The organism is Duganella rivi (assembly GCF_009857435.1).
GTDB classification, from domain to species: Bacteria; Pseudomonadota; Gammaproteobacteria; order Burkholderiales; family Burkholderiaceae_D; genus Rugamonas; species Rugamonas rivi.
In genome coordinates this window covers 211,896-228,249 of sequence record NZ_WWCK01000001.1, presented here as the reverse complement: position 1 = coordinate 228,249, position 16,354 = coordinate 211,896, and the positions used below count along the sequence as shown (strand labels likewise).

Genomic DNA, 16,354 nt, shown 5'->3' with positions numbered 1-16,354 from the left:
CATGATACTCGATGCACCCGTACAACCTACGCCGGCGGATCAACTTCCGCCTGGCCCAAGCACAAGCGATCCGGTCAACTTTGATCCGATGGCTGATGCTTGGACAGCGGCGCAAGCGCCATTTGGCAACCAGATGAACGCCCTGGGCCTGAATACCTACCAGAACGCTCTGCGAGCTTATCTTAGCGCGCTAGCGGCCGCTGCGTCGGCCACCGATGCAAATTCCGCAGCGATCGCGGCCGCGTCGGCAAGCGCATCGGTGAAGTGGGTGAGCGGCGCCGTTTATGGTGATGGTGATGTCGTTTGGGCTCCGGCCAACCATCTCCCATATCGACGCATTGGCGCTGGCTCGGGTGCTGTCGACCCTTCTCTAGATCCTACACATTGGGCAATTCAAGTTTTTTCTCTCGGACTGGGTGGCCAGCTGCTGACCGCTAGCGCGGCGCTCACTGCGACGTCGCCGGCGGCGATCACCGTCACGCCGGCTTCAGCTGGTTACTTCTTGATTCTCCCTGACGCGACCACTTGTCAGAAGGGTATAGCGATGTTCGCGGTGTACAACGCAGGCGACGTCGACTACGGCATCAGGGACAATTCGGGCAATAAACTCGGTTGGGTGCGCGCTCGTTCGACAGCGATGATCGGTTTGTCCGACAATACGACTATCGCCGGCATGTGGGGCATGTCGGGTATTCAGAAGGTCGGTGTAACGGCCATTCTGGAGACGGCAGCTATCAGTACGGCCAGCGCCGCCTTCCTCCAGCGCGTGCAGATTGATACGAACCGCACCTTTTTCTTGTTCGGCTCGCTGTATGGCGTTGTCTTTGATTCATCGACAAATAGCTGGGGCGCGCCCGCGTTGATCCGCAGCGGCGCGTTCACCCTGCGTAGCGCAATCCTTTCGGCTGCGAATCAGCTGCTGGTTGTTAGTGCAGTAGGCGGCACCCTGCAAGCTGTCACAGTTTCGGTCACGGGCGTGAGCCTTAACGTCAATTCGGGAAGCGCGGCAACTAGATCAATCAGTAGCACGGTCTCTGATTCGGTGCCACTGCTCGCAGTTGGCGCGTCGTTTGTGCTGTCCTATCTCTACTCGCAAAACGCCGCTCTAACTGCGCTGACTGTGAGCGGGACAACCCCGACGATCGGAACTGAGAACTTGATTAACTCAGGAGCCGCTGGGGCGGCGGCCAAATTATTCGCTGCGGGGAACGTTGTGCGCGCCCTGTATTACGATGGTGGCCCTAAATTCCTCACGTGTGTCCCCTACACGGTTTCGGGTGCGTCATTTGCAATTGGAACTGCCGCAACGACGACTCCGAATACGTCATTGGCTAATAGTTTCCGCGCGGCCGTAAACGGCAATGGAAACATTGTGGCGTCCACTGTTACCAACGCAGGCCTGATCTTGGCAATCTTTAAATTATCGGGGGCGACCGAGACTTGCTCAAGTGTTCTAGTAGCCAGCCTGACCGGCAATCAATCCTTGGCGTCCGGCGATTTTTTGCAAGTCAATTCAAACAAGACGGCGTTTATATACGCCCTGAGCGGAACCTCCAAAGTGCAGATCGATCTCTTGACGGATACCGCAGGTACGGCGTCTGCTGGTGCTTCTTTAACCTACATCGCCACCAACACGGTCAATCAAGACTCAGTTGCTCTACTCAGTTCGTCCAGCGTCGCGTGCTTTGCGTTCTCGGACAGCGTCGCGGCGTATCTGCTGTCCATCGATTGCGCCGGCGCGGCACCGGTGCTGGTCGGCAGTAAGGGGTTCAGGAAGTCAATCAGCTTGCCGGCCTCCAGCGACCAGTATGGAAATCGGAGCTACACCCTGTTGCAGGCTGGTGGCAAAGCGTATAGCGCGGCCGGCCCGGGTACTTCTTCCGGCGATGGTGTGTTTTCCTCGGCCGGTGTGCATGCCATTTCGGCTATGGCCGCAGCCTTCAGTGCGGGTACGTATGGAGCAGCGGCGAATGAGTCCTGGGGGCTTGAAACTCTTGGGCCGTTCGGCGCCACGATCAAGCGACTGGAGGCCTGCGCATGAGCACGATCATCGTTTCGGAAGCGGGGACGTTCGGCCCCTTTATGTCTATCCAGACACTGGAGGATCGCCTTCACGCTGACGGCGTCGACTTCCAGTTCGATGTGATCGGTTCGTACACGATCACTTATCCGTCGGCGCCGGTGGCGGCCGACGATCCGCCTGTTTTAGTCGATCCTGAGGTGCCCATCGATGAGCCAACTGAGTAGTCGATTTGTGTTCACGTATTTATTTGCCGATTCCAAACAGTGAAAGGGCTCTCATGCCAGAAGAAGACCGCAAGCTGACCGACTCTGATGTGGAGGCGATAGTTCAGCTGTTGGACAAGAAAGTGACTGAACGCTTCTATAGCGATCTGGGCCGAGGCGTCTGGGCCATGCTCTGGAAGGCCATCATCGTAACCATCGTAGGTATCGCCGCCTACGGTTCTGTGAAAGGTATGAAATGAGCATCTGGACTTACATCACCCGCCACCGCGCGGTATTTCTGTTCGTTGGCACGCTGCTGGCCGCGCTCGGCTCCTTGGCTTCGGATCCTGACAGCGGCTGGGCTACTGCCTTGGGCGGACTGGCCATGCTGCAAGGAATCTGGGCCGTTGCCGCTTCGCACATGATCCGCAAGAAGTTGCTGGACTATCCGGCAGCCGATATGAGCAAGTTGTTCGAGACCGCCGGCAAGGAGTCGACTGGCGCCGGCCTCGCGCTGATCGCGATCGCCATCGTGCTGGTCGGCCTGCTGTTGGTGTTCTCGCCGCGCGCACACGCGGCCGATCAACTGCCGGCCGGCGCCGTGAAGTACATGCCACTACTAAAATCCGAGCAGCAGCGCCTGTGGCCGGATCACCCGCGTCCAGTCCTACTGGCCAGTTTGGTCGAGCAGGAGTCGTGCATCTCGCTGCGCTCGCGCGGCTGCTGGAATCCGGGCGCGAAGTTGAAGACCGAGAGGGAAGAGGGCGCTGGCGTCGGCCAGATCACGCGTGCCTACCGTGCCGACGGCAGCACCCGCTTTGACGCGCTTGCTGATCTGCGCGGGCAGTACGGCGCCGAGCTGGGCGCATTGACGTGGTCGACCGTGTACCAGCGACCTGATCTGCAATTCCGTGCGCTGGTGCTGATGTCGCGGGACTCGGCGCGCCAGTTCCGGCAGGCGCCGGCCGCGCTGGAGTTCGGCGATGCCGGCTACAACGGCGGCCCGGGTGGCGTGCAGCGCGAGCGCCGCGCCTGCGCGCTGGCCAAGGCTTGCGATCCAGCGCATTGGTTTGGGCACGTGGAGCACCACTGCTTGAAGTCGCGCCAGCCGCTGTACGGCGGCCGGTCGGCTTGCGATATCAACCGCGAGCACGTGCACAACGTGTTCAAGGTGCGCGTGCAGAAATACCTCGCGGCATGGTCGGTATCGTGAGTCCGTTGGCTGATGTGGTGGCCGGCGCCAGCGGCGCGCTGGTTAGTTACCTCTGGAAGGCGGCGACGGTAGTGCTGGCCATTATGTTGATGGTGGTAGGCGTCGGCTCCGGCACGGGATGGTGGCTGGCGAGCGCCGCGCGCGACAAGGCGATGGTCGACCTGAGAACGGAGCAGGGTATCAATGCGCAACTGCGTGCTGGCGTTGATGCTCAAAACACGGCAATTCTGGCGCAGGCCAAGTTGGCGCGTGAGGCAGAGGCTCGCGGGGCGGCGGCCCAGCAAGCCGCCGCGGCGAATGGTCGTCGGTACGACCAGGCGCTGCAGCAGATCACCGGCGTGCGGGCGGCCAGTTGCGCGGACGCCATGCCCTACGTGAACCAACTGTTGGAGAAAGTACGATGATGGCGCGCCTGCACCACCTGCGGATTTTCGCTGCACCTGCTGTTTTCTTCTACTCCTGCATGTTGGCTAGTTGCGCCGGCGGCCCGGCACCAGCCACGCAAACGGTTCAGGTGCCGGTGGCCGTCCCGTGCGTGAGGAGCGCCCCGGTGCCGCCTGCGTATGAGTTCGATCAGCTGCCGGCCACGGCCAGCGATGGCGACAAGATCCTTGCGCTGGTTCGAGACTGGGTGCGGTACCGGAAGTACACCGGTGAACTGGAGGCGGTTATTGCTGGTTGTCGCTGACGGTCGCGGCATCGACAACCACGAGGTCGCTGGGGCGAAACACCTCAAACCGCGGCTCGCCGTCGATGACCCACTCGCAGTAGACTCCGTTCCGCACACCCTCCCAGTCGTGCTCTTCTCCAAGAGCAGGCGACTTAACCCACATCACCTGGCCATTCGGGTCGCCGCGCTGGCGGACGAGGCTGCCTTCGGGTGGGCGATCTTGCATCGGTTCGCTTGTCATAATAATCCCATCTGTCTGTCTGGTGCCGGCGCGGCCGGATCCGCTTTCGTGGCGCGTGGCGGCACCGGGAATTCCCAAGCACGCATCGACTCGGCGGGGTAGTGGCGCAGGAAGCTGCGCGCGAACTCGGGGGCGGTGCAGGCCAGCCAGTCGTCCCATTCAGCCTGCGGCACGATCACCAGCGCGCGCTTCTCATCCCCAGGCTTGTGGAAGCGGCGCATCAGCGGGTGCTCGTCGGCGTTGATCGTCAACTGGGTGAAGCTGTACTCCGGGCCGTGCTCACCATCCCATGCGCGCCAAAGGCCTGCCACGGCGAACATTGACTCGTCGGCCATGCCGATGCCCCAACGCACCGGCTTACCACTCTCGTAGTTCGGTTCGTAGAAGCTGGTCATCGGCACCAGGCATAGCTGGGAATTCTTCCATGCGCTCGAAAACGAGCGGAGCTGTCCGACTGTCTCGGCGCGCGCGTTCATCGTGTCGAACGGCTTGACGCCGGCGGGGATGCGCTTGCGCGGCACGATGCCGTAGCTGGCCAACACGCCCTCGCGCTGGCCGTCGGCGCCGCGGCGCACGATCGGCGCGCCGTAGTCCTTCCACGTTTCCGTTTTCCAAAATCCAGTGTCGTGCAGGTCAATGATCACGCCCATGACCGCATCGAGCATTTCCGGGTCTGGTGGTCGAAAGTTCACGCACATGACGGCTCACTCCTAACGTTAGGATTTCTATAATAGCGCGATTAGCCGCACCTGATATACTGTATGAATAAACAGTATTTATTTGGGACAAAACAATGAAGGTGTGGGCACAACGGCGGCGTGAGGATGGCGCGGCGCTGGCCAGCGCGGTGCCTGTGGTCGAGGGCGCATCGCTGCTGGAGTTGCTGGTGGTCGACGTAACGCTGGATGGCAACCGCCGGCCGTCTAAGGTGGCGCGCTTGTATCCAATCGGCGAGCAGAAGCGCATTCTCGCCCAGTTGGCCGTGCCGGAACTCGTGCAGTTTAAAGGGTGGACACTAGCTCTTAGTGGTATCGAGGAGCGCAAGGACGAATATCAAAAAATCCGAAGCACCTCGCAGACTTGGGTTTGCCAGCTCTACGTGCCCGACGCTGCAGTCGGCTTTCGGGTCAAGGACATGTACCAGTCGGGCGTGGCCATTCCCAGGAGCGCGGTGCGTGATGGAAGCGGCACGCGCGGCAGATTGGTGGTCGCCGGCGACTACTCCGCCGCGCTCCAGCGCCATACGCCGTGCGCCGAGCTGCACGGCCACCAGATTTCAACCTTCCCGCAAAAGCGGCTGGTCAATTGCGGCCTGCTCTGGATGTCGGACTCCACCTTCGAGCTAGGTGGGCTGCACGTAAGTCCGGCGCACGGTGACAGGCCGGAGCAGTTGGAGCGCGCCGGCTGGCTGTGCGAGATCGACGTCAAGGAGCGGGAATTGTCGAAAGCGGAGGCAAGGAGGTTACGGTAATTCGTTGGCGTAACTTTTGGCGTAACTGCACGCCTCCTTACTCCGTCGTCGTAGGCGAAATGTACTGCTGCATCATCGGTATTGCACAAATAACTATCAAAATGCCAACTTATGCACAGATCGCTAGCGGTTTTTCATAGAGAATTGAGTATTTTTTATGCATTCGGATGAGCTCGCGTTAGTGAGCGCTATCGCCGCGCGCCTCGTGGTAAAAGGCCTTTCGCAAAGTCAATAGAAAAATTGCCGTAAACGACAAAATTTCCCCTTGCACGAGAAAATGACGGCTACTACAATCGGACAAATCTTGATGACCAGCCACTAGATATTGTGGTTGGCATGATAAGGAATGGGGTCTCGGTTTGCAGACCAGAGACCCCGTATTTTGAACCCAGCCGCTGACGGGCGGTAAACATAACCAGCAATGTTGAGCTGGAAAGGCAGGGATCGGATATGGCTAGCACCCATATGATCAGAATATCGTAAAAGCGCTAGTCCTCAGTTGCGTTGTAATAACGTTTCTGAGGACTCCATTCTAATGCGGGTTAACCCGCACTACAACAATTTACTTGTAACGGAATCGGAGGCCTACATGGCAAATTCGAATGGTATCAAGCCTGGTCAGACGCCAGGTAATCGAGGTGGTATTTATCGCGAGCAGGGTCCGCGCGGCGGCTCGACTAGCAACTATGCCACCATTCCTGACAATCATCGCGCCCCCCCCACCTCGAAGCCGGGTGGTGTTTGGGTACCTACCAACATTACACCCAACAGTAAGCGATAAGCTAGATTGAAAAAGGGGGCCGGGAAACCGGTCCCTTTTTACTTCAACAGTGGCAAGCCTCACAATGGGATTTCCAGATAAATGGCAACTTTATGCCAGCCATCGCCGTGTAGCCCGCATGGCTTCTCATTTACTGCGGGTTCGATTCCCGCCGACTCCACCACAAAATACTCTAGTAGCATCCAACGCCGTCCAAGTGACGGCGTTTTCTTTTGTGTTTACAGTTACTTAGCCTCTAACCCCACCTTGCCAAGTCCAACCCCATCCAGTCATACTGGGGGTATTAACGGGGGCGTTCCGTGAAAACGAACTGAAAGGAAAATGATGGCTGGGGGTATCGGGGTATCGAAGCTTACGGATAAGGCAATTAGGGCGTTCGTAGCCAAGGCTGAGAGCGGCAAGAAGCTGGCAGACGGTGGTGGGCTGCACCTGTTCATTACACCGGCAGGTGGGGCAACGTGGCGTATCAAGTACCGCTTCGACGGCAAGGAACGACTGTACTCGATTGGCACCTATCCGCTGGTTACGCTGGCAGCGGCCCGCATTGAGCTTACTGAGGTAAAGAGCTTGCTGCTGGAAGGCCGTGACCCGGTAATCAGTCGCCGGTTGAATCGTGCTGCGAGCGCTGCCAGTTCTGACAATACGTTCGAGGTGGTGGCTGCTGAATGGTTTGCAATGAAGAAGAAGGAGTGGGGCAAGACTCACTTCGAGAAGTCGCAGCGTGCGTTCGAGCGTGACGTGTACCCGGCGCTGGGCAAGCTTCCAGTTGGGGGTATCACGCCCGCGATGGTCGCCACGACCGTGCTGGCTATCAACAAGCGCGATGTGCTGGAAACCGCGTCCCGCATCCTTCAACACCTGAACGGGGTATTTCGTTACGCCCAAGCGAAGGGGCATCTCCTACACAACCCGGCAGCACCGGCACGCGAGGTACTGCCGCGCAAGAAGGATGGTGGACGGATGCCAGCGCTGTTGGACTATGCCTCTCTTGGCGACCTGCTGCGCCGTGCTGAGATTGCTCACTTGTCCGGTTCTGTGCGCATGGCGCACCGACTCTGCGCCTTCACTGCTGCCCGTATCGGGAACATCATTGAGGCAGAGTGGAAGGAGTTTGATCTGGATAGCGAACAGCCTGTATGGACGATTCCACGCGACAAGATGAAGGTCAAGGATCGTGAAATGGATCACCGCATCCCTCTGTGTGCCGAGATAGCAGTGGAGTTGCGTAACTGGCGGAATCTGATCGGTGGTCGTGGCTTCCTGTTCCCGTCGCCCGCTGGTGGCAAGCACATTACCTGCGAGTCCGTCGAGAAGGCTTACCGGGTAACGTTGAAGCTGGCGAAGAAGCACACTCCGCACGGCTGGCGCAGTGCGTTCACGACGCTGGCTCGTGATAACGGCTTCGAGCGCGACGTGGTGGAACTGGCGCTGGATCATGCCCATGATAACGAGGTGGTGCGTGCCTATGACCGTGGCGAGCGCTTTGAGCAGCGCATTGCTTTGTACAAGTGGTGGGGCGAACAACTGGCTGCTGCGCAGCGGGGCGGCAAGGTGATTCCGCTGCAACCTCCGCCTATCGCTGAGGCTGCGTAAACGCATTAAGGCCGCTGCGTGCGAACGTAGCGGCTTTTCTCTTTTAGTGGATCGTGCCAGCTTTCAGGTTTATGAAGGCTTCAACCGCTGATAGCTTCCAGCGTGTTGCGTTGGCAGAGAGTTTGAACGGCTGCGGGAAGCCTATTTCGTCTTTGACTTTCGCCCAGACCCCGGACTTGCTGATACCCAGTATCCCGGCAACCTGCTTGTCAGTGAGCAGTTGGATGTGTGGGTGTTCGTGGAATTGCTGCTGCATTGTACCTCCTTGTATTACGTGTTTGTCGGCTCCTGTAGAGTTGATGGGCGTGATTGCGCATCGGTCAGCATCATAGCCGACCGTTTCCGTCAATTGCAAGCATCTTTTTGAAGAAAAAAGTCTTTAATTTCATGGGGTTACTGTGTAAAACCCAAACGTCTGTGGACAACTTTTGAGCCTTGATAATGGGTCAAACTGGGCGGAAGTAGCGCCACTCCTGGCCTTCGGGCGTCGGCATCAAAACCAGTGGCCGAAAAATTGGCTGCTGAAAGTTTAAGCACTGGTGAGCGATCTGCTGGCGATGCCGGAAGTGCTGGGAGGTGCAGCGCCAATCAGTAACGTGCCGCAGCCTACCCAGTTCGTTCCAGAAGGTTCGACCGGCACCGTAGCCACCGTACAGAACTCCCGCACCGCTGGACGCGCTCCTAGCGCTGTTGTGAGCGTAGCAGCAGAGAACATCCCTGCACTGCGAATCGTAACTAACGAGGACGGCACCAAAACCATGTCGTCGCTGGATATCGTGGACTTCATCAACCACATTCGCAAGCCGGGTTCAGCAATCCTGCGCCATGATAACTTTATGGCAAAAGTGCCTACGGTACTTGGCGATATTATGGCTCCTAAGTTTTTAGGAACCAAAAAATATGCCTCCGGTACGGGTGGTTTGCGTGACCAAGCCATCTACAACTTCCCACGTAAGGAAGCTATCCGCATGGCTATGTCCTACAGCTACGATCTGCAAGCTGCCGTTCTGGACGCATGGGACGAAGCGGAAGCCAAGGTAAGTAAGCAGGAAGCTCCGGTAGCGCTACTGCCGAACTTCGATGATCCTGTCGCAGCAGCGGAGGCATGGATTGCCGAGCGTAAGCAAGCAAACGTGCTGAAACTGGAACTGTCAGCTACGGAAGCTGAACTGGAAGTAGCGAAGCCGAAGGCGAAGTAATGGGCATGACCCTGACCGAAATCAACGGTGTGCCTACCATGTCTTCGCTGCAAATGGTTGACTACATCAACGCAACTCGTATGCCCGGTGCTGCTGTGCTGCGACACGACAGCTTCATCACCAAAGTGCCGAAGGTGCTAGGCCAAAACGTAGCTCCAAAATTTATTGGAACTACTACCTACAAGAATGGGGCTGGCGGTACACAGGTGCGGAATATCTACAACTTCCCAGAACGCGAAGCTATGCTGATGGCTATGTCCTACAGCTACGAACTGCAAGCTAAGATTTACGACGCTTGGCGCTTGGCAGGGCAGGGAGGTGTTCACCTTGAATTCTCCCGGAAATGGTCTATAGTGCTGTCCGTGGCAATCGAGGATGTGGCTAGAATCGATTTTAAGGCACCTCCAAGCGGCGATTATTACTCGGTTGGTATGCTGGTAGCCATCGACCTATTTAAATCGCTCTACGGGCCTCTAATGACCTTGGAGTGTTTTGCAGGGTAGGGTGAGAAGGTGGGCGGGGTCGGGAGTGGTCGGTAGTTGGCCTTGACCGAGCATCGCCGGGACGGTGGTAGAGCCTGACCGGCTAGCTTAGGCAATATAGATTAAGTAGTATTGCTTAGGTGTTAAACTTAATAAACTACCAACTACTCAACTATCTTCTTCTTAATATAAGAATACATAGTGTACTACCTAGTATATAGCTTAGGTAATACTACATATCCTCACTCGCTCCGCTCGTTCGGGGTTATTGTAGCATCAAAGCAACACTTTGTCAATTAAGGCTATACTACATAGCTATACTTCTTGACTTCTGCCTAGTCTCCTGCATAGCTCTGCATTCTTCCTGCTGCCCAGCTTCGTAATCTGCCTGTCTGCCCGGTTTCGTATTTCGCCTTCCTGCACAGTTTAGTTAAGCAAAATCGCGTTTTCATCGGTACGAGGAAAATGCCAAGCATGGGTACGTAGCTGACTTACCCCTTTAGCGAAAGCATGATTTTCTGCACTTACCCTGCACGATTCCCGGTGGGAGCCTAGTCAAAGTAACCCGTTTCACAGTAGGGGTATTGATGAAGTATTCAACCGGCACTTGACAGTTGGTGGAAACTGTGGGCTTATTTGACAAACTAGGTCGCATGCTATAAAATAGCGGTATAAGTAAGAAGAAGTACGCACCTGTCCGAATCTCTCCTAGCAGCACCAGTTTCCCCATCCAACATCCGATCAATCCTATCAGTAAGGAGCCACACCCATGCCCGCATTTCAAGCAGCACCAAGCTTCGGCGGTCGCCTGAACAATGACGACTACTACACCGCCGTTAATCGCATCATCAGCACGCTACGCCCGGTAGCCTCGCTACGCATCATCGCCAACCACCTGACCAAAGCGGGCTTCCAGACCGCCAGCGGGTTGGAGTGGAACCGCCACCGAGTTTCAGACTACATCCGTAACACTTTAAACAAGCCAACAAAGGAATCAGACCATGACTAAGACAGCAGCACCAGCAGTAGAAGCACCAGCAGTAGCGCCAGCAACGACTCCGAACACGAAGCCCTACGCCATCAACCTGCATGACTATCCCGGCACTGTGCTGGCAGAGGCAGCAGTTCACATGCGGAACGGCTATATCTGCTCGCCAGATATCAGCCCGCAGTTCTTCTCAACCAACGGACAGATTGCCGTAACGCTGGTACTCGGTAGTCCAGATCAAGAAACGATTGACCGGGCTAACAAGACCACCGGTCACGCACTGGAACTGCAAGAGATTGACCGCCAGCGTGAAGTCGAAGCAGCGGCCCGCAAGATGATGGCCGACATGCAGCGTGCCGAAGCGAAAGCCAAGCTTGACGCCCAGATCGCAGACCAGACCAACGCTCTGCGCCGTCTGAAAGACCAAGCAGCCAAGCTGTAAGCAAGTCCTCTACCACCTTCCCGGTGCGTATCCCGGCCTGAACAGGCCACATCGTTTCAACTCTCCACCTGCCACTGTCGTTCCCGTCAACCCGGTTGACCCCGTTCGTCCGTGGTAGGTCAAAACAAGAAGGAAAAGCAATGACAGCAACTAAATCAGCGCCTTCGCGGAGTCCTGGCCCTGTGCTAGCCCGCGCAACTTACGCACCTGAACTGACGCTCGAACGTCGCTTTGCAAACATGCCAGAGAAGGCGTGGAAGGTGATTCAGGAAGTCTATCAACAAGGCTGCGCTATGCAGCCACAAGCATCAAAGGAAACCAAATGAAAGCAGCACTGTTCGGGCCTGTTAGCCCGTCCACGACACTAGCAGCAGCGGTCGTCCAAGAACCGTATGACCAGATTCCCGGTGTTCACCGGGCCATCGCAACTCTCGCATGCGGTAAGCGCCTTGAGCGCCGTACCGTGTTCCTGTCAGAAGACGCATGGAAGGCAGCTTGGCGACTCTGCAAAGCCAACAACATCAGTACCAGCAAGTTGCTTGAATCCTTGGTCATCGAGGCTGACAAGCGGAATATCAAAGTGAAGGAATCAAAATGAAGAACGCGATTACACGTCGGCTGATTGCCGAATCCAACGCCCAGACAGCGAAAGCGCACCGCGCCATTGCAAAGGCTGACAAGACACTCGCCAGCACGAAGGGCATGTTCAGCGCACCAGTGGCCGACAAGCCAGCACCAGCGCTGACCAAGGCAGAACAGGAGAAGGCCAGCTTCAATGCCTTCGTCGGCAAGCACCTGACCAAGTATGCCCCGAAGGGAGCAGCCCATGTTCGATAAGTACACCTCATTCCGCACTAATGACGGGCCAGTGCGCCAGCGCTTGATCTACGGCAGTAACGGTTTGCTTGAACGAGGGATGATCCTGCTTCCACCGGCATCGTGGGCTGCGCTCAAGCGCCTTGGTGCAGCATCGGGCCGTACAGGTAGCCAAGTAATTGAAAGTTTAATCGCGCTGGCAAGCAGCGTACAAGGAGGACAGAAGTAATGACAGCATCAACATCACCAGCGCTCGGCAAGAAGCGTGCAAAGAAGTGCAACTACTGCGAGGCCACAACCAACCTGCATCAGCATCACATCATGCCGGTGCTGCTGGGTGGAACCAATGACGGGTTCAACCTGCTGACCGTCTGCAAGGCCCATCACCACATGCTGCACGGCATCCACGAACGCGCTAGTCACTCTAACCTGACGAAGATCGGGCTGGCTAATGCTCAGGAACGAGGCATTGTGCTGGGCAACCGGGTGAACTTGAAAGAGGCTGGCCGGAAGGGTGCAGCAGCCGTCAAGGCGAAGGCTGACGGGTTCGCGTCACGTATTGCTGGCCCGATTCGATTGCTGCGCGGTACAGGCATGACGTACACAGCCATCGCTGACAACCTCAACCAGCTTGGCGTGCCAACAGCGAACAAGGGAGCGTGGCGCGGTGATACCGTCAGCAAGGTTCTGCAACGTTCGCTTCAAGTCCCTCAAGTGTATCTGCACTGAACCAGCATCTACCACCGTAGGCCGGATCATGACCCATCACCGGGTTGTGGTTCGGCCTTTGTCGTTTCTGGACTGTCCAACAAGGCATACTTTCCACTCACCAGTGCTGCCTCCCCGCAAACCCGCATAACATCGTGTCCAAGAAGTATGCTGTTCAGAGTTTCTTTACACATTCCGTAAAGTCCTCTATACTTTCCGTACACATTCACACATGGGGCGCAATATGAGCAAGGGTCAGACAGTTGGTTATGTACGGGTTAGCTCGGTAGGCCAGAACACCGTGCGTCAGTTGGACGGCATCGAACTGGATGAAACGTTCACCGACAAGTGCAGCGGCAGCGACACTAACCGCCCTGAACTCAAGCGCATGCTGACGCATGTACGCAAGGGTGACACGGTAGTGGTGCATGAGATTAGCCGACTGGCCCGCAACACTGCCGATCTGCTGTCGCTGGTTCAGCAGTTGACGGAGAAGGGCGTGACCATCACCTTCCACAAAGAACAGCTTACCTTCACTGGTGACAAAGATAACCCGGTGAATAAGATGATGCTGACCATGCTGGGCGCTGTGTCTGCATTTGAACTGGCGATGATTAACGACCGTAGGGCCGAAGGGCAAGCCAAGGCCCGCGCTGCTGGTAAGCACATGGGGCGCAGTGCCAAGCTGAACAAGGAGACGCAAGATAAGCTGCGCAAGGAGGCGGCAGTACCCGGTGCAAACAAGGCCAAGCTGGCGGAAGACTACGGCATCAGTCGCGCTACTCTGTACGCCATTCTCAAAGCAGCGTAGGACGCGATATGAGGCCCGCTACGGGCCTTCCCCTTCCGGGCAGTGCAATGCTGCCTACCAGCGCCAGCAAGCGCCTACAGATATTTTCCTAGGCCTACAGTGCGATATTCACCGGGCCGGTGGCCTGTTTAATGGCGCAGTGGACATTGCGATTTTTTATTTTTGAGGTTTCAACACCTCAGCCTTGTCTCCGGTCTTATTGGAGTCTTGCGGACAAGCTTTACCAAGGTATTTGCAGAGAAGCCCAGTGTTTCCATTCCGTTCTCTGTGAAAGTTAACGCGAACTAGATCATCCGGGTTAATTATTGAGATAATTCGCTGTTCATTCACGATTATTAGAGAGCGCTCGAATCTTCTCAGAACCCTTCCTTTAATTGTTTGAGTGGCGTCCTTGTTCTTTAATACTAACTCATCCTCGACCTTCTCATCTAATAATGAGGTTGCGTTTGTTTCTGCCATTCCAAATAGAACACATGCACCTAAAATAGCTAAGGCAGCATACATGAAAGCCGATTGGTAGGCAGTCGGAATGTTCGTTTTCACCATGAAAGCAAACAGCATCACAAACATGCCCATTCCCAGCGCCCCTGCCCAAATGAACCGATCTCCCATTAACACCCAAAGAAGCACATTCACACTCGCACCAAAACCTGTAGCTATGTTATCAATGGCATCTTTCTGGCTAGGGGTAATGTTGTTTTTTTGAGCGGTTATTGCATCCCTTTTTGAGAAGTAGAAAGCGATGAAGAACTCAAATACAACAAAGATTGCACTGCTAGGGAGCCATATTATGGCGCTGCGTAAGTGATCGGAGAATGATGTTGGAACTTCTCTTAAACTGAGTCCAAGCCCGTAAAGATATCCGAAGTCGTATATAACCGAGAATCCAACACACACGGTTGCCAGTAGAGCTAAGCTTTTTGAACTGGCTTCTACTATCTTTGAGAGATTTTCAGCTTGCAAGATTGCTCCAGGGGAATAAGGTTTGGGCGGCTTTGATCCTATTAGGGTGACTCAGCTTCCAGTCGCGGCGGCTCTTGCTGCCGCTTCTGCTGCGCGCAACTCCAGTAGCGCTTGCTTGCTTCTATTGAAGTCGGCTAACTGGTTTGCACGCTGTAATTTTTCTAGCTTCTCCTCTGCAATGAGGAAAATGCCTTGTAAGACAACATCAAAGTTATCTACGCATTCCTGTTCACTTGGCCCAAGATGTAAATGCTCACTAAGAATTGAGTATAGCGTGTTATTGCGAACAAGTATTTCAGGGAGGTAAAGTTTCAAAGTTTCAATTCGTTCAGACATTCTCATCAATTTGGTATAGGCACCATCATCCCAGTCCTTATCATTTCGTGCGATAACATGCGCTTGCTCAACCTGAGCCTCGAAAATCTTACGAAGGTAGATGAATGCACCAGCACCAACGCCGTGTGCGTGCAGTCCAATTGCTGTTTTAAGTCCCTTCATCTCTGAATCGTCAAATACCTTTTTGTATTTCTGAATGTCGCCAGAGAGTATGTCTGCCACGCTGGGGAATTGGCCAATCTTCATAATCCCATCATCAAAGGCTTGGAAATGATAGATGGCGCGATGATTATTGCGTGTGCAAACGGCGTGCTTACTGAAATTAGTATGCACCAGACGGGCTCCGGTGTTTGGACTTCTAATATTGGTGGCCGAAGCAGCCAAGCGCCGTTGACTGGCACTAAACTCGGGGTCAACTTGAAAACTGAAAGTGGCGGTTTGCGCACATTTGGGGCAGTATTGATCGAAGCGCCCTGAATATTCCTGAATGCGCTCTGCCATTCGCTGAGACTCAGTGGCATTCAATAGGACTTTTCGATATAAAGGGAGCTTTGTGATCGTCTCTGATAGGTTGTCATCGTTTCGCATCGGATTGCCCTCGGACATTTAACTGCCCTCAGTTTAGCGCACTTATCTAGGTAGTAGTTTCCAATAAGACAATGATGAAGGCTTTTAGATGAAAAAGAGGTGACGGGCTGGCTAACTTCTTTTAATGCTGCTCTACGTGATTCAGGATACGGCATTGTGACAATGTGTGCATATTCCCAATCGGAAACCAAGTAGCATAGCTGCACCAACAACTATTAATTCCAAAAGGGAAACTACGGGATGGAAGAACGTACATTCTTTGAGTATGAGGACGTGAAGGTAACGAACGCTCGGTTTATCAGTGGCGGTCAGACCTTCGCAATGAACAACGTGACTTCGGTGAAGCCATACGAGAAGAAACCGAGTCGTCTGGGCGGCATCATCATTCTGGCTATCGGTCTGCTTATCGCTGCTGCCGCAAACGTCATTGTCGGCGTGCTGATTGCCCTTGCTGCCATCTATTACATGGTTGAGCAGAAGACCATCTACCACATCCTACTGTCCACCTCTGCCGGTGAGACAACAGCGCTCGTGACGCATCAGCGCGACTACCTGAACCAAGTCATCGCAGCGTTGAACGACGCCATCGTGCATCGCGGTTGATGTTCCGCAAGCCTGTCGGGCGCATGCCTGTGAACGGTAAACAACAGGCTTGCAACTTTTTGTTCGATGTAGAATGTGTCTATTGGCGTCCAGCGCCATACACCCCAAGCGAGGTAATTTGGGGGTAATGCTGGGGGTAGCTCTGTAGAATCGAATCATCAAGAAATTGCGTTCTTCCTTATCTGGTAAGGGTTTCTTGTGATTGAGTTCGAGTGACGCCGAC

General features: G+C 55.4%; 23 protein-coding genes. 18 read left to right on the top strand and 5 right to left on the bottom strand.

The window, feature by feature from the left end:
• Window position 1: 1 nt before the first annotated feature.
• From GTP45_RS01090 to GTP45_RS01065, 6 genes are read left to right on the top strand one after another with little or no spacing between them, the layout of a single operon-like run.
• A complete protein-coding gene (locus GTP45_RS01090; RefSeq protein WP_161012039.1) occupies window positions 2–2,041 on the top strand; it encodes a hypothetical protein in 2,040 nt (679 codons plus the stop codon).
• Entirely contained in the window at window positions 2,038–2,247 is a 210-nt protein-coding gene (locus tag GTP45_RS01085) for a hypothetical protein (RefSeq protein ID WP_161012038.1), read from the top strand. The genes GTP45_RS01090 and GTP45_RS01085 overlap by 4 nt, the downstream gene beginning before the upstream one ends.
• Before the next feature lie 53 nt (window positions 2,248–2,300).
• Complete coding sequence (locus GTP45_RS01080) at window positions 2,301–2,486, top strand: hypothetical protein (RefSeq protein ID WP_161012037.1); 186 nt, start codon at window positions 2,301–2,303, stop codon at window positions 2,484–2,486.
• Window positions 2,483–3,439 (top strand): lytic murein transglycosylase, encoded by a 957-nt coding sequence (locus tag GTP45_RS01075; protein WP_161012036.1) that lies wholly within the window; start codon window positions 2,483–2,485, stop codon window positions 3,437–3,439. Before GTP45_RS01080 ends, GTP45_RS01075 begins: the two co-directional genes overlap by 4 nt.
• A complete protein-coding gene (locus tag GTP45_RS01070) occupies window positions 3,424–3,843 on the top strand; it encodes a hypothetical protein (protein WP_229258292.1) in 420 nt (139 codons plus the stop codon). Before GTP45_RS01075 ends, GTP45_RS01070 begins: the two co-directional genes overlap by 16 nt.
• Window positions 3,840–4,127, top strand: a complete 288-nt coding sequence (locus GTP45_RS01065; RefSeq protein WP_229258291.1) for a hypothetical protein — start codon at window positions 3,840–3,842, stop codon at window positions 4,125–4,127. Before GTP45_RS01070 ends, GTP45_RS01065 begins: the two co-directional genes overlap by 4 nt.
• On the opposite strand, the gene GTP45_RS01060 is transcribed toward GTP45_RS01065, so the two are convergent.
• Window positions 4,108–4,335, bottom strand: coding sequence for a hypothetical protein (locus GTP45_RS01060; RefSeq protein ID WP_161012035.1), 228 nt, complete (start codon window positions 4,333–4,335; stop codon window positions 4,108–4,110). The two genes, GTP45_RS01065 and GTP45_RS01060, sit on opposite strands and share 20 nt — an antisense overlap.
• Window positions 4,336–4,346: 11 nt before the next feature.
• Window positions 4,347–5,048, bottom strand: a complete 702-nt coding sequence (locus GTP45_RS01055) for an SOS response-associated peptidase (protein WP_161012034.1) — start codon at window positions 5,046–5,048, stop codon at window positions 4,347–4,349.
• Window positions 5,049–5,143: 95 nt separating this feature from the next.
• Here GTP45_RS01055 and GTP45_RS01050 point away from each other — a divergent pair, with 95 nt between their 5' ends.
• Window positions 5,144–5,821 carry a hypothetical protein gene (locus GTP45_RS01050; protein ID WP_161012033.1) on the top strand — a complete coding sequence of 226 codons (678 nt, stop codon included), beginning with the start codon at window positions 5,144–5,146 and terminating at the stop codon, window positions 5,819–5,821.
• A 1,102-nt stretch (window positions 5,822–6,923) separates the two neighbouring features.
• The gene (locus GTP45_RS01045) at window positions 6,924–8,195 is read left to right on the top strand and encodes a tyrosine-type recombinase/integrase (protein WP_161012032.1); all 1,272 of its coding nucleotides are present in this window, start codon (window positions 6,924–6,926) and stop codon (window positions 8,193–8,195) included.
• A gap of 43 nt (window positions 8,196–8,238) precedes the next feature.
• On the opposite strand, the gene GTP45_RS01040 is transcribed toward GTP45_RS01045, so the two are convergent.
• Window positions 8,239–8,451, bottom strand: a complete 213-nt coding sequence (locus tag GTP45_RS01040; RefSeq protein ID WP_161012031.1) for a helix-turn-helix transcriptional regulator — start codon at window positions 8,449–8,451, stop codon at window positions 8,239–8,241.
• 283 nt (window positions 8,452–8,734) lie between these two features.
• Between GTP45_RS01040 and GTP45_RS01035 the strand changes: the two genes are divergently transcribed.
• The 9 genes from GTP45_RS01035 (at window position 8,735) to GTP45_RS00995 (ending at window position 13,641) form a co-directional block, all read left to right on the top strand.
• Window positions 8,735–9,394 (top strand): hypothetical protein, encoded by a 660-nt coding sequence (locus GTP45_RS01035; RefSeq protein WP_161012030.1) that lies wholly within the window; start codon window positions 8,735–8,737, stop codon window positions 9,392–9,394.
• Window positions 9,394–9,897: a Rha family transcriptional regulator gene (locus tag GTP45_RS01030; RefSeq protein WP_161012029.1), complete on the top strand. Its 504-nt coding sequence runs from the start codon at window positions 9,394–9,396 to the stop codon at window positions 9,895–9,897. Before GTP45_RS01035 ends, GTP45_RS01030 begins: the two co-directional genes overlap by 1 nt.
• A gap of 748 nt (window positions 9,898–10,645) precedes the next feature.
• On the top strand, window positions 10,646–10,885 hold the full coding sequence (locus GTP45_RS01025; RefSeq protein ID WP_161012028.1) for a hypothetical protein: 240 nt from the start codon (window positions 10,646–10,648) through the stop codon (window positions 10,883–10,885).
• Window positions 10,878–11,306, top strand: coding sequence for a hypothetical protein (locus tag GTP45_RS01020; RefSeq protein WP_161012027.1), 429 nt, complete (start codon window positions 10,878–10,880; stop codon window positions 11,304–11,306). The genes GTP45_RS01025 and GTP45_RS01020 overlap by 8 nt, the downstream gene beginning before the upstream one ends.
• 322 nt (window positions 11,307–11,628) lie before the next feature.
• Window positions 11,629–11,904 (top strand): hypothetical protein, encoded by a 276-nt coding sequence (locus GTP45_RS01015; protein WP_161012026.1) that lies wholly within the window; start codon window positions 11,629–11,631, stop codon window positions 11,902–11,904.
• Window positions 11,901–12,143, top strand: coding sequence for a hypothetical protein (locus GTP45_RS01010; protein ID WP_161012025.1), 243 nt, complete (start codon window positions 11,901–11,903; stop codon window positions 12,141–12,143). The genes GTP45_RS01015 and GTP45_RS01010 overlap by 4 nt, the downstream gene beginning before the upstream one ends.
• Window positions 12,133–12,351, top strand: a complete 219-nt coding sequence (locus GTP45_RS01005) for a hypothetical protein (RefSeq protein WP_161012024.1) — start codon at window positions 12,133–12,135, stop codon at window positions 12,349–12,351. The genes GTP45_RS01010 and GTP45_RS01005 overlap by 11 nt, the downstream gene beginning before the upstream one ends.
• A complete protein-coding gene (locus GTP45_RS01000; protein WP_161012023.1) occupies window positions 12,351–12,851 on the top strand; it encodes a recombinase family protein in 501 nt (166 codons plus the stop codon). Before GTP45_RS01005 ends, GTP45_RS01000 begins: the two co-directional genes overlap by 1 nt.
• A 223-nt stretch (window positions 12,852–13,074) precedes the next feature.
• Complete coding sequence (locus tag GTP45_RS00995; RefSeq protein WP_161012022.1) at window positions 13,075–13,641, top strand: recombinase family protein; 567 nt, start codon at window positions 13,075–13,077, stop codon at window positions 13,639–13,641.
• Window positions 13,642–13,797: 156 nt separating this feature from the next.
• Here GTP45_RS00995 and GTP45_RS00990 read toward each other — a convergent pair whose 3' ends face one another.
• Window positions 13,798–14,604 (bottom strand): hypothetical protein, encoded by an 807-nt coding sequence (locus GTP45_RS00990; protein ID WP_161012021.1) that lies wholly within the window; start codon window positions 14,602–14,604, stop codon window positions 13,798–13,800.
• Window positions 14,605–14,655: 51 nt separating this feature from the next.
• Window positions 14,656–15,441, bottom strand: a complete 786-nt coding sequence (locus tag GTP45_RS00985) for a hypothetical protein (protein ID WP_161012020.1) — start codon at window positions 15,439–15,441, stop codon at window positions 14,656–14,658.
• A gap of 327 nt (window positions 15,442–15,768) precedes the next feature.
• On the opposite strand from GTP45_RS00985, the gene GTP45_RS00980 reads away from it, so the two are divergent.
• Window positions 15,769–16,131, top strand: a complete 363-nt coding sequence (locus GTP45_RS00980) for a DUF6232 family protein (RefSeq protein ID WP_161012019.1) — start codon at window positions 15,769–15,771, stop codon at window positions 16,129–16,131.
• Window positions 16,132–16,354 lie beyond the last annotated feature (223 nt).